Source organism: Anaeromyxobacter oryzisoli, from assembly GCF_022690765.1.
Lineage (GTDB): Bacteria > Myxococcota > Myxococcia > Myxococcales > Anaeromyxobacteraceae > Anaeromyxobacter > Anaeromyxobacter oryzisoli.
On record NZ_JALCZA010000034.1, the window covers coordinates 14,758 to 26,914 of the forward strand.

11 protein-coding genes and 1 other RNA gene are annotated in these 12,157 nt (G+C 73.2%); 6 read left to right on the forward strand and 6 right to left on the reverse strand.

The window, feature by feature from the left end; all coding sequences use genetic code 11:
• Positions 1-100: 100 nt before the first annotated feature.
• The 6 genes from MNZ27_RS12305 to MNZ27_RS12330 form a co-directional block, all read right to left on the reverse strand.
• Positions 101-937, reverse strand: a complete 837-nt coding sequence (locus MNZ27_RS12305) for a putative RNA methyltransferase (protein WP_242394370.1) — start codon at positions 935-937, stop codon at positions 101-103.
• Between the two features lie 77 nt (positions 938-1,014).
• Positions 1,015-4,149, reverse strand: coding sequence for a hypothetical protein (locus MNZ27_RS12310; protein WP_242394371.1), 3,135 nt, complete (start codon positions 4,147-4,149; stop codon positions 1,015-1,017).
• Positions 4,150-4,332: 183 nt separating this feature from the next.
• Entirely contained in the window at positions 4,333-5,559 is a 1,227-nt protein-coding gene (locus tag MNZ27_RS12315; RefSeq protein ID WP_242394372.1) for a competence/damage-inducible protein A, read from the reverse strand.
• Positions 5,559-6,164: a phosphatidylglycerophosphatase A family protein gene (locus MNZ27_RS12320; protein WP_242394373.1), complete on the reverse strand. Its 606-nt coding sequence runs from the start codon at positions 6,162-6,164 to the stop codon at positions 5,559-5,561. Before MNZ27_RS12320 ends, MNZ27_RS12315 begins: the two co-directional genes overlap by 1 nt.
• 3 nt (positions 6,165-6,167) lie before the next feature.
• On the reverse strand, positions 6,168-7,025 hold the full coding sequence (gene pssA / locus MNZ27_RS12325; RefSeq protein ID WP_242394374.1) for a CDP-diacylglycerol--serine O-phosphatidyltransferase: 858 nt from the start codon (positions 7,023-7,025) through the stop codon (positions 6,168-6,170).
• 152 nt (positions 7,026-7,177) lie between these two features.
• Positions 7,178-8,251, reverse strand: coding sequence for a right-handed parallel beta-helix repeat-containing protein (locus MNZ27_RS12330; protein ID WP_242394375.1), 1,074 nt, complete (start codon positions 8,249-8,251; stop codon positions 7,178-7,180).
• 278 nt (positions 8,252-8,529) lie between these two features.
• Between MNZ27_RS12330 and nth the strand changes: the two genes are divergently transcribed.
• The 6 genes from nth to MNZ27_RS12360 all read left to right on the forward strand — a co-directional run bounded on the left by nth (position 8,530) and on the right by MNZ27_RS12360 (position 12,046).
• Positions 8,530-9,213 (forward strand): endonuclease III, encoded by a 684-nt coding sequence (gene nth / locus MNZ27_RS12335; protein WP_242394376.1) that lies wholly within the window; start codon positions 8,530-8,532, stop codon positions 9,211-9,213.
• 70 nt (positions 9,214-9,283) lie between these two features.
• An RNA gene (rnpB, locus tag MNZ27_RS12340) (RNase P RNA component class A) lies at positions 9,284-9,689 on the forward strand.
• Positions 9,690-10,012: 323 nt separating this feature from the next.
• Positions 10,013-10,237, forward strand: coding sequence for an AbrB/MazE/SpoVT family DNA-binding domain-containing protein (locus tag MNZ27_RS12345; RefSeq protein ID WP_242394377.1), 225 nt, complete (start codon positions 10,013-10,015; stop codon positions 10,235-10,237).
• Positions 10,237-10,719: a type II toxin-antitoxin system death-on-curing family toxin gene (locus MNZ27_RS12350; protein ID WP_242394378.1), complete on the forward strand. Its 483-nt coding sequence runs from the start codon at positions 10,237-10,239 to the stop codon at positions 10,717-10,719. Before MNZ27_RS12345 ends, MNZ27_RS12350 begins: the two co-directional genes overlap by 1 nt.
• A gap of 33 nt (positions 10,720-10,752) precedes the next feature.
• Positions 10,753-11,145 carry a hypothetical protein gene (locus MNZ27_RS12355; RefSeq protein ID WP_242394379.1) on the forward strand — a complete coding sequence of 131 codons (393 nt, stop codon included), beginning with the start codon at positions 10,753-10,755 and terminating at the stop codon, positions 11,143-11,145.
• 343 nt (positions 11,146-11,488) lie between these two features.
• The gene (locus MNZ27_RS12360; RefSeq protein ID WP_242394380.1) at positions 11,489-12,046 is read left to right on the forward strand and encodes an SMI1/KNR4 family protein; all 558 of its coding nucleotides are present in this window, start codon (positions 11,489-11,491) and stop codon (positions 12,044-12,046) included.
• The last annotated feature ends 111 nt before the right edge of the window (positions 12,047-12,157 follow it).

Here is a 12,157-nt window from a genome sequence, read left to right on the forward strand (position 1 = left end):
CGGGCCCGGAGTCGAAGGGCGACGAGGGCCGGCGGGCGCCCGCGGCGCTCGACCTCGCGCCCGCTCCGCTCCGACCCCGACACCTTCTCCGCCCGAGCCGTCAAGGCCTGCGCGGCCGCCACCGCTCGATCCGGACCGACGCGGTGACGCGCACCTGCTCCGGGAGCGCCTGGACGCGCTCCGCGAGCGCGTCCGGAGAGAGGTGCCTCGCCGACGGGCCCATCGCCGCGAGCGCGTGGGCGTCGGCGCGGCCGAGCCTCAGCTCCCAGGAGAGCGAACGCGCCGCACCGCGCTCGAGGTGTGGCGCGAGCGCCTCCTCCAGCCGGCGCGCCTTCCCGGGATCCACCTCGAGGAGGCCGAGCGCGGGGCGCAGCTCGGCGAGGTGCTCCGGCGTCGGCGTGACGACCAGGAGCGCTCCGTCGTCGCGCAGGATCCGGCGCAGCTCGGGGCCGTTCCGCGGCGCGAAGACGTCGAGGACGAGCCCGGCGCAGGCGTCGGCGAGGGGGAAGGCCGCCCGCGCGTCGGCGACGATCGCGGCGACGCGGGGGTGAGCGCGCGCGGCGCGACGCGCGGCGTGCTTCGAGAGATCGATCGCGAGGCCGGCGCGACCGGGCAGGGCCTCGAGGACGCCGGCGAGGTAGTGGGCGGTCCCGGCGCCCACCTCGACCACGAGCCCCGGCGCCGCTCCGCGGGACTCCTCCGCGAGCGCCTGGAGGAGCGTCGCGAAGTGGCCGGCCCCGAGGAAGCGCTCCCGCGCGGCCACCATGTCCGCGTCGTCGCCGACGAGCCCGGTCGGGCGTCCGGAGAGGAAGCTGACGTAGCCCTGCCGGGCGATGTCGAAGGCGTGCCCGGCGGGGCAGCGCAGCGCGCGCTCCGAGGGCGCGAGCGGGCCGCGGCAGACGGGGCAGCGGAGGGCGGCGATGACGTCCGGGTGCATCGCCGACCACCTGTGCCCCACCTCCGAAGCCGGTGCAAGGGAGACGAGGTGCCCCGCGCCCGGTCGCGTCGCGTGGCTCAGAAGAAGAAGTACCGCAGCGTGACGTTGGTGACCCAGCTGTCGTGGTTCACGAGCGCGGGCGTGTCGACGCCGCCGATCCGGAACGGGTGCCCGAAGTGGATGCGCAGGAGGATCGGGCCGAACAGCACGTTCAACCCGAGCACGCCGGTGAGGGTCCGGGACTCCCACGCGCCGTTCGAGATCACCACGCCGTTGGCGTCCTTGCGGGACGCGAAGTGGTTGAAGACGCCGCCGAAGTCGAACGCGGCGACGCCCTCCAGGTAGTCGAAGATGAGGAGGTGGACGAGCGCGTCGAGCGGAAACTGCAGCTCGAGGTTCGCGACGTAGTAGTGCTGGCCGATGAGGAACGCGATGTCGCCCGGCGTGAAGCCGCGGAGGTTGTCGGCGGATGACAGCCACCAGCTCCGATCCCAGACCCGGCCCCGCTCGTCCGGCGCGAAGGTCGTCGCCGCCGCGAGCCGGAGGGACAGGTTGGAGCGCCCGATGAGCTGGAAGTACCGCTCGAGATCGGTCCGCGCGAAGCCGTGGATCGCGCTCCGCTCCGGGAGCCACCCGCCGCCGAGCTCGAGCAGCGCCGAGCTGCCGGTGAGCGGCCCGGTGTACGGGTCGAAGCGGATGCTGTCGTAGCCGAAGCGGACGACCGGGTTCGTCGTGAAGTTGAGGCCCCCGTTCTGCTCCCGCCACCGCCCCGAGGCGACGTCCGGGGTGCCGTACGCCGGGCTCGTGTTCGACACGCCCGCGCAGGAGATGAACACGTCGCCGGTGAAGTCGGTGAGGCAGTAGCGCTGGATCGCGCCGAGCGTGAGCTCGAGCTCGACGCGCCGGAACCGGTCGATCGGGTGGCGATACGAGCCGACCACGCCGAAGTCGCGCTGGTAGTAGGCGAGGTTCGGGTCGAGCCGGTCGAGCTGCTCCTGGACGAAGTGGTAGCCGCCGAGCGCCCAGCCGTTCCGCCTCGAGCGGTTCTCGAAGAGCACGAGCGCCTGCGTGTAGGTGAACGAGCCCCACACGGAGAGGTCCACGAACAGGATGTGGTCCCGGAGCAGGTCGGCGAAGAGGATCGCCGCGCGCCCCGCGACGGAGCTGCCCGCGCCGCCGCCGTAGACGAAGCCGGCCTCGGGCCGCCAGTTCCGGGCCGAGAGCGCCTCGTACGGCTTCGGCGACGCCGGGAAGTCGTCCTGCGGGATGGGCAGGACGTCGCCTGCGGGCGGGACGATCGGCGTCGCCTGCCCCTCGAGCCAGGCGACCTTCGGGACCTCCACGAGCTTGAAGAACCCGCCGTAGAACGTCGAGGCGAAGACGCCCCGGCCCTTCGGCGACGGGTTCGGGTTCACGAGGCCGGTGGCGAAGTCCGTGACCTGCTGCGCCTTGCCGTCCTTCAGGAGCCACAGGTCCGGCTTCCCGCCCGCGTCCGACGAGTACAGCACGGAGCCGTCCGCCTGCGGGTGCGGGTGGCGATCGATGGTGGGCGCGGTCGTGAGGCGCACGATCGCGCCGGTCGCGGGGTCCACCCGGAAGAGGTTCGTCCGTCCGTGGTCGGTGGCGTCCGACGCGCAGTAGATGCCGTCCCGCCCCCAGGCGAGGTCGCGCTCGGCGTACCCGTCGCGCGTGAGCCGGCGCGCCGCGCCGCCCGTCACCGGCACGACGTAGATGTCCTGCTGACCGTCCCCGGCCACGCCGACGAAGGCGAGCTGGGTCGCGTCCGGCGAGAAGGCCGGATAGGCGATCTGCACGAACGCGCCGCCGTCGGGCGGGCGCACGTCGATGGGCCGGCGCTCCTCGAGCCGGAACCGGGGTTTGCGCCCCTCCTGGTAGCGGTGCTGGAAGCGCTGGACGTAGAGCCGGTCGCCGATCCCGCTCTGCGCGGAGAACGCGAGCACGCCCTCCGCGACGGCGGTGACGGCGTAGTCGATCGGGTGGAGGGACTCGACGCCGGGGACGTTGTCGGAGGCGATCTCGACGGCGGCGCTGGGGTTGCGCGTGTCGAGCAGGTACAGGCGCGCCCGCCCGCGCTCGCGATCGATGCCGCGGAGGAGCAGCAGGGTGCCGTCGGGGCTGGCGCCGAAGGACTCCGGCTCGGAGGGGAGCCGCCGGATCTCGCGGAGGTTCGGGAGGTCCTGCCGCGCGCGCATGTACTCCGGGTAGTAGCGGCGCTTCAGCCAGGCGCGCCAGCGCGCGTCCACCTGCTCGACGGGCTCGTTCAGGACGCGCCGGACGAGGGCGTTGAAGCTGCGGGGCGATCCGCCGCCGGAGCCGCCGTCGCCGAGCAGGTACGCGTTCTCCAGGAAGCCCTGGATCTTCTCGTGGCCGTACTCCTCGGCGATGAAGGCGACGCGGGCCTGGCCGAGCTTGTACGTGGGGATGTAGCCGCGGAGGCGGTCCTCCGCGAACGGGACGATCTCGTAGTGGCGCTGCGGGTCGGGGTTCCAGACGAGGTCGCGGAGGTAGAGATCGGTCTCCACGTCGATCCCGCCCTTCGAGTAGTACTCGGCGATGCCCTCGATGAACCAGAGGGGCAAAAGGTCGATCGGGGAGGCGACGTCCTCGGCCCCGGCCTGGTCGAGGAGCTTCTGGATGGTGAACTGGTGCACCATCTCGTGCGTGGACACCTCGATGAACCGGGAGTGATCGCCGAAGTACGGGACCGTCATCTTCAGGTCCTGCGGCGAGGTCACGCCGAGCACGGACTCGGTCACCTGGAAGACGTTCTGCGTCTGGAACTCGCGCTGGGTCGCGTACAGGATGTACGGGATCCGCTTCGTCGGGTTGTAGTGGAACGCCTCGACGAGCCGCGCGTAGGCGCTCTCGATGGCCGGGAGCGCCTTCCGCGCCTGGGCCGCCTCGCTCCGGTAGAAGTAGAGCCGGATCCCGCCCTTGCCCCCGCCGGGCGGCGGCGCGTCCACGAAGGACCAGTCGAACTCGTACCACGCGACCTGGTTCTGCCCGGCGCGCTCCGGGACGACGAACACCTGGTCGAGGTCCCCCGCCGGCTTGCGCTCGACCTGGCGCGCCTCGAGGCGGCGCATCGTGTCGATCGCCTCCCCGATGGAGGGCGGCCGGAGCTGGAAGCCCTGCGCCGCGCTCGCGAACGGGAGGAGGAGGACCCAGAGCGCGAACAGGTGTCTTCGCATGGGCGGGAAGGAGCATGTTCCCCGGACAGGGGATCGGCCGCCAGGATATCCGGCGCACGGCGGCCCTGCACCCTTTCATTCCGGCGGGATTGGGTACGAGGAGGGGAGCTTCGACCCCGGGGGCGAGGCGCTCCGACCCGCGTGGGAGCTTTCGCTCCGGCGAGGCCGCCGCTCCTCCCGCCCCTACCGCATCGCAAGCCGGAGGAGGTTCAGCGCCTCGTAGGCGGCCTGGCGCCGGATCCGCTCGCGATCGCCGCGGTAGAGCCGGGCGGCGTGGACCGTGCGGGCGGGGCCGGCGAGGGCGAGGTGGACGGTGCCGACCGGCTTCTCCGGCGTGCCGCCGTCCGGGCCGGCGATCCCGGTGATCCCGATCCCCCAGGTCGCGGCCCCGAGCCGGCGCGCGCCCTCGGCGAGCGCGCGCGCGACCGGCTCCGACACCGCCCCGTGCGTCGCGAGGACGTCCGCCGGGACGCCGAGGACGCGCTCCTTGATGCCGTTCGCGTAGGCCACCACGCCGAGATCGAGGGTCGCCGAGGCGCCCGGCACGCTCGTCACGAGCGCGGCGAGGAGCCCGCCGGTGCAGCTCTCGGCGAGGGCGACGCGCTCGCCGCGGGCGCGGAGCCGCGCGACCACGACGTCGGGGAGCTCCTCCTTCCCCTCGCCCCAGACCGCGTCCCCGAAGATCGCCCGCACCGCGCCCTGGATCCGGTCCGCGCGGGCGGCGGCGCCCGGCCCGGGCACCGTCCACTTCACGTGGACCTCGGGCCAGTGGGCGCGGTAGCCCCAGCGCACGCCGGTGTTGGCGGGATCGTCCATCACGGGGCGCATCGCGTCGTCGGCGTGCGACTCCCCGATCCCGAAGAGCTTCAGGACGCGCGCGGCGGGGATCTCCCCGGCCCGCGCCGCGATCCGCGGCAGCAGCCACTCGTCGGCGAGCCCCTTGAACTCGAGCGGCACGCCGGGCAGGCACACCAGCTCGGCGCGGCCGATCCTCGCCGCGAACCCCGGCGCGGAGCCGAACCGGTTCGGGATCACCTCCGCGCCGCGGGGAAAGAGCGCCTGCTTGCGGTTGTTCGGGGTCAGGGTGCGCCCGAGCCTCTGGAAGCGCTCGGCGATGGCGACCAGCGAGGGCTCGTGGAGCTCGAGCGGGACGCCCAGCACCGCCGCGACGCACTCGCTCGTGAGGTCGTCCTCGGTGGGGCCCATCCCGCCGCTCATCACGACGAGGTCGGCGCGGGCGGTGGTCTCGCGGATCGCCGCCGCGAGGTCCGCCCGGTCGTCGCCGACGAGGGTCTTCCGGCGCACCATCACGCCGAGCTCCCAGAGCCGATCCATGAGCCAGGCCGAGTTGGTGTCCACGACCTGCCCGGTGAGCAGCTCGTCGCCCGTGGAGAGGAGCTCGACCTCCATCACCGCGCCACCCCCTCGCACCACCAGTGCCCCGGGCACCCGGCGAGGAGCCGCAGCGCGAGCGCGAGCCCCTGGAGCGCACCCCAGGCGAACACGCCGGCGACCACGTCGTCCATCACCACCCCGAAGCCGTTCTTCACCCGATCGAACGCCGACGCGGGCCAGGGCTTCGTCACGTCGAACAGCCGGAACAGGAAGAAGCCGGCGACGGCGGCGGGCCAGGAGAACGGCACGAAGGCCATCGTCACGAGGTACCCGACCACCTCGTCGATCACGATGGGCGACGCGTCGGCGACCCCCCAGTACCGGCCGGCGCGCTGCGCGGCGAGCACGCCGAGCGCCGCCAGGGCGACGGTGAAGGCCACGGCGGCGCCGGGGTGCACCCAGCGGTCGAGGGCCCAGTAGAGCGGGATCGCGCCGAGCGTCCCGACCGTGCCGGGCGCCACGGGGGCGTAGCCGCACGGCCCCCAGGCGGCGAGGAGGACCCACGCGTCGGGCGGCGTCCGCGGACGAGGGCCGGCGCGCCGGCCGCGCGCGCGGAGCCGGGCGAGGAGGGGCGGCACGGACTGCTCGGGCGGGTCGATCGGGGCGGGCGCGGGGCTCACGCCTCAGATGTACTCGTCCTGCTCCGCCTTGTCCCTCTCCTCATCCTCCGGCTCGGGCTCCAGCGCCTCGTCGGCGTCGAGCTCGGCGCGGACCGCCGGCGGCAGGCGGCCCCGGTCGGGCGCCGGACGGGCCTTCTGGAAGGCCGACTCCGCGAGCCCCATCGCGATGTAGGCGCCCATGTAGACGACCAGCACGAACGACGCCCGGGTCGCGACGCCCACCGCGAGCCCCGCCGCGCAGAGGAGCGCGAAGACGGCGAGGCTCTTCGCCGAGAGGTGCAGGTCCTTGAACGTCCGGTAGCGGACGGTCGAGACCATGAGGAACGAGAGGAGGATCACCACCGCCAGCACCGGCGCGCGGGTGGCGGCGTCGGTCACCGCCCCGAACTCCTTGTAGTGGGCGATGACGAGCGCGGTGATGGCGCCGGCCGCGAGCGGGATGGGCAGGCCGACGAAGAAGCGGGACGAACCCTTGTCCCCGCGCGCCGCGAGGACGTTGAAGCGGGCGAGGCGGAGCGCGCCGCAGGCGGCGAAGCAGAAGGAGAAGAACAGCCCCACGAACCCGAGCGGGGCGAGCGCCCACTTGTAGACGAGGAGCGCCGGCGCGGCGCCGAACGAGATGACGTCGGCGAGGCTGTCGAGCTGGACCCCGAAGTCGGACTGGGTCTTCGTCATCCGGGCGACGCGGCCGTCGAACGCGTCGAAGAACATGGCGAAGAAGATCGAGAGCGCCGCCTGGTAGAGCTGCCCGGGGGTGGCCTCGCCGGCGCAGAGGGTGAGCGCGTAGAAGCCGAGGAAGATCGAGCTGACCGTGAAAAGGTTCGGCAGCACGAACATCGCCTTGCGCAGGTTGATCTGCATGAACGCGCGAGCCTCCCTCGGCGCCGGAGGCGGCGAGCCCCCGGCCGGCGTGACGGGCGCCGGGTGGACCGCCGGGCGGGCCGATCCACCTTGGACGATGCGCAGGCTGTCACGCGTCGGTGCGTTTGTCGAGGGCGGCGACCGCCGCCCGATCAGCGGGCCGGACGGCACGGGGAGGCCACCTGCTCGCCCCGGCCGAGCTCCACCCTCGCACCCGCCCCGCAGTCCACCCACAGCACGGGATCGGTGCGCCACCGGTTGGCCCGGGCGACGGCCCTGGCGCCGCTCGCTGCCACGACGGAGGGGCCGGGGCCGGTGCAGACGTTCCCGACCAGCTCGGCCCTGGCGCCGTCCACGAGGACGAGGCAGCCCGCCTCTCCGCCCGACGCGTCCACCCCGCGGAGCGCGATCGATCCGCCGGACGCCTCCACCGCGGCCCCGCCGCAGCGCGCGAGCGCCGCCGCGTCGAGGGCCACGGTCCCGCGCCGCGCCTGGATGCAGTCCCCGAGGACCGCGTCCACCTCGACGCCGTGCGAGAGCTGCACCTCGCGGGCGCCCGCCACGTCCACCGCGAACCCGCGCAGCACCCCGGTGCCGGTCACGGCGACGCCGGACGGCCCGGGGCTGCGGATCGCCACGTCGTCGAGGACCGCCTCGCCTCCCGAGACGGTGACGCCCGCCTCGGAGGAGGGGCCCGTCACGTCGAACCGCCGGAGCGTCAGCGCGCCGGAGAGGAGGGCGATCCCGGCGCGGCCCCCACGGGCGGTGCCTCCCGCGAGGTTTACCCGCGCGTCGCGGGCGAGGAGGCCGTAGCCGCCGAGGAGGTCCAACCCCCGGCCTTCCAGCGCCGCGCCTTGCACGTAGGCCGCCACCGCGCCGCCGGCGAGGACCACCTCGTCGAGCGACGCGCGCCCCCCGAGCACCTTGAGCGCGGTGCGCGCGGGGCCGGCGCGGAGCGCGAGCCCGGCGAGCGCGACGTCGCCGCCCTCGACCACCAGCCCGTCCTCGCCCTCCGGGGCGATCACCTCCGTACGTCCGACGCCGGCGCCCTCGATCCGGAGGGGCCCGCGCCGGCGGCCGAGGGAGACCCGGTGCACGCCCGGGCCGAGGCGGATCACGTCGCCGCCCCGCGCCGAGGCGAGCGCCGCGGACACGTCGCCCCCCGCGGGGACGTCCAGCACCGCGGTCAACACGAGCGGCAGCGCCGCCGCGAGGAAGCCCGTCATCGTTCGCTCTCCGGAGGTGCCGGTCCGCCCCGAGGTGACGGCGGACCGGGTGCCGTGCAGCTTGCCACGCGCCCCGCTCGAACGCGACCCGCCGATCGGCTGCGCGCCCTCACTTGGATGCACGTTCGCCGCCGCTGAAGCCCGTGGCCTGCGAAGCCAGCGCCCTGCGCCGCTCCGTTCGCCCTGAGCGTAGGCGCGCGCAGCGCGCCGGAGTCGAAGGGCGAGGGTATCGCCATCGCTCCTCCGCGCGGCGGCGGTGCGATAGCATCGCGTTCGCCATGCCCGCCCGATCGCGTACGAGGCGCGCGCCCACCGCCCGGTCGAGGGCCCGGTCCGTGGAGATCGTGGACCGGCTCGAGCGCGCGATGCCGGACGTGAAGATCGCCCTCGAGTTCCAGGACGATCTCCAGCTCCTCGTCTCGGTGATCCTCTCCGCCCAGTCCACCGACGTGGGCGTGAACCGGGCCACGCCCGCGCTCTTCGGCCGCTACCCGGACGCCGCCGCCTACGCGGCCGCCCGTCCGGAGGACCTCTGGCCGTACATCCGGAGCCTGGGCCTGTACCGGAACAAGGCGAAGGCGATCGTCGCGGCGGCCCGCGCCATCGCCGAGGAGCACGGCGGGCGCGTGCCGCGCACGCGGGAGGCGCTCGAGGCGCTGCCCGGGGTCGGGCCCAAGACCGCCGGGGTCGTGCTGGTGCACCTCGGGGCGGGGCACGCGTTCCCCGTGGACACGCACGTCGGGCGCGTCGCGCGCCGCCTGGGGCTCACGCGCGAGGAGGATCCGGACCGGGTCGAGCGGGATCTCGAGGCGCTCGTCCCCGAGGAGCGGTGGGCGAAGGCGCACCAGCTTTTCGTCTGGCACGGGCGGAGGACGTGCATCGCCCGGGCGCCGGCGTGCTCGCGCTGCGCCGTCGAGGCGCTCTGCCCGAAGCGCGGGGTGCCGCCGAGCCTGCGGCGGTGAGGGGGGCCGGCCGCCCCGCGTGCGACCTCCCGTTGCCGCCCCCGTCGCCGCGTGCTACATCCCGCTCGCCGGAGCCGTCCGGGCGAACGCGTCGGCCTTGCTTGCACGGGGGCCGCCGAGGAAAGTCCGGGCACCACAGGGCAGGGTGCCGGTCAACGACCGGTCGGGGCGACCCGCAGGACAGTGCCACAGAGAACAGACCGCCGAACGGCATCGCGAGGTGCGCGTGGCAAGGGTGAAACGGTGCGGTAAGAGCGCACCGCGCGCCGGGTGACCGGCGCGGCACGGCAAACCCCACCTGGTGCAAGAGCAAATAGGGAGGCGTTCCGCCCGCGCGAGCGGTCGGAGGGATCGGCCCGGTCCAGGCCTCCGGGTATGGCTCGCTGGAGGCGCGCGGCAACGCGCGTCCGAGAGGAATGTTCGCCGCCGCGGGGCGACCCGCGGAACAGAACCCGGCTTACAGGGCGGCTCCGGCATTCTTCTCTCCCAATGGAATCCGTTCCCTGTCCCCCACCGGGGGAGAGGGCAGGGTGAAGGGCGGCCAGGATCGCTCCATCCCGGTCGTCGGGAGCCTCTCACCGCGGTGCTCGCCGGACCGTCACCGAAGCGGCTGCGGTTCCGCACGTCCGCCCCCCGCTGGGTCAGAGATCCTGCGACGTCTTCAACTCCGGTGCTGGCTTCGACGGAGTCGCGCGCGCCCGTCGAGGTCCCGCGGTCCGATCCGGCGATGTGCACCCAGGCACCGGACTTGCGGGGCCGATCCGCGCCAGTTATACAGCCGTAATAACGGAGGCGCGCCATGCGGAAGAAGCTCACGGCCATCGGCAACAGCCTCGGCATCGTCATCGAGAAGCCCATCCTGGAGCTGCTCGACATCGATCGGGACACCGAGCTCGACATGAAGACCGACGGCGACAAGCTCGTCCTCGTGCCGATCCGGAAGGGGAAGCGCGAGCGGGTGAAGGCCGCGTTGGCCCGCGCCATGACCGCCCACGACGAGAGCCTCCGCAAGCTCGCGAAGTGATGGACCCGGAGTTCCTCGACCTCGCGGACGTGCTCCTCATCCACGAGGGCCAGTTGGCGCGCTACGGCGGCTCGGCTGGGCTCCGCGATCAGGGACTCCTCGATTCCGCCATCGCGACGCCGCGAGCCACCTTCGGCGGCACGTTCGTTCACGAGAGCCTCTTCGCGATGGCGGCCGCCTATGCCTTCCACATCGCGGAGAACCAGCCCTTCGTCGACGGGAACAAGCGGACCGGCGTGTTGGCCGCCGTCGTCTTCCTGGAGCTGAACGGGTTCATCGTCGAGGAGCCGCCCTCCGGCTTCTACGACGCGAGATCGCCGTCGCCGAGCGCCGGCTGGCGAAGGAGGGGCTCGCCGAGTTGCTTCGCAAGTGGTCGAAGCCGGCCTCGTAGGAGGTGGGCGAGGCCGAGCGCACCCAGCGACGAGAGAAGCGAATGCGCCGTCTTCACGCCGAGTCGGCGGCACGGCCGGGTCGTCTCGTAGCGGCGGCAAGCGGGTCCTGAACTGGAGGGCGAGATGGCCAACCTCGCGGTCGAGTTCCACGACGGCACCCTGGAGGCGGTTCGCCGTGAAGGCGCGGATTCGGTGCTGGTGATGAACCTCTACATCCTCAGCAGCGATGGGCGGCCGGGGTGGGACACGGGCGTCGGGTGGTATCAGGATGCGGAGGTCCGACTCCGCAACGCCACGATTCAACGGGAGCCGACCGGAACCCTGGATGTGATGGATGGCACCGTCCAGGTGAACGATCAGCCGTTCCCCAACGTGCTCAGCTTGCCATGCGACGTGGACGGTGAGGTCACGGTGCTGTTGTCCGGGATCGAGGGCACGTTCATGGCTCGCGCCAAGGGCATCAAGGTGGAGCTTCTCGGTGAGCCGGGCGACGCCGAACCCGGACCATCAGGCTGATGCCGAATCACGCCGGAGCACCCGCAGCTCGACCTGCGGCGCGCGGAGGCGGCCGGCTGCGCCACCGCCCTCACCTTGCCGAGGAGATCGAGCTGCCGCGCGACGCCTGCCTCCGGGACGCGGCGGTGGCGCCGAGCCGCCTGCACGAGCAGCGTCTCGGTAGAGCTCGCGGTGCGGGCCTCCTCGACGGCGGCGTCGAGCGCAGGCGGCAAGAGGTCGCGGACGGTCGTGGCGAGCGCTGCGTCGGCGCCGCTCTCCGGCCGCGTTGATCCCAGAGGGAATAGCGGGCGACGCACTGTCGCTGTCGTGCGGTGGCGAGTCCGCGCTGGTACCCTGAGGAGCCATGGCTCGCTGGTCCCGAGTGTTCGAGCTGGTCGAGGCGCGCGGATTCCTCGTCGAGCCCGGTCTCACGACGCACGAGCTCGAACGCGCGGAGCAGCGATTCGGGTTTCAGTTCCCACCCGATCTTGCCGAGCTTCTTCGGGAGGGCCTCCCAGCCGGCAAAGGCTTCCCGTGTTGGCGCGACCTCGACGCGGCCCTGGAGGCGCAGTTCGCATGGCCTCTGGAGGGGATGCTCGTCGATGTGGAGTGCAACGCCTTCTGGATGCCGGAGTGGGGAGACCGACCGCCCGAAGTGGCGGCAGCGAAGGCTGTTGCATCCGAAGCGGTCAGGGGGGCACCTGCTCTGGTCCCGATCTACGGCCATCGTTACCTCCCTGCCGAGCCGCTGGAGACCGGCAACCCGGTGTTCTCCGTCTACCAGACCGACGTCATCTACTACGGGCACGACCTCGCCTCGTACTTCGACGCGGAGTTGGGGAGCGGGTACGAGCGGGCCATTCGCTTCGACGCGATCCGGTCCATCAGATTCTGGGGGCGCGTCGAAGAGCTAAACCGTTAGTGCAGGTGCCCGAGACGACTACGCCTGGCCCGGGAGCGGCCAGGCGCGGTCATGCTGGGCGACCCCGGCTTCACAGAACGTCGTGAGCGCGTCCGCGACCCGCTCGTCGGC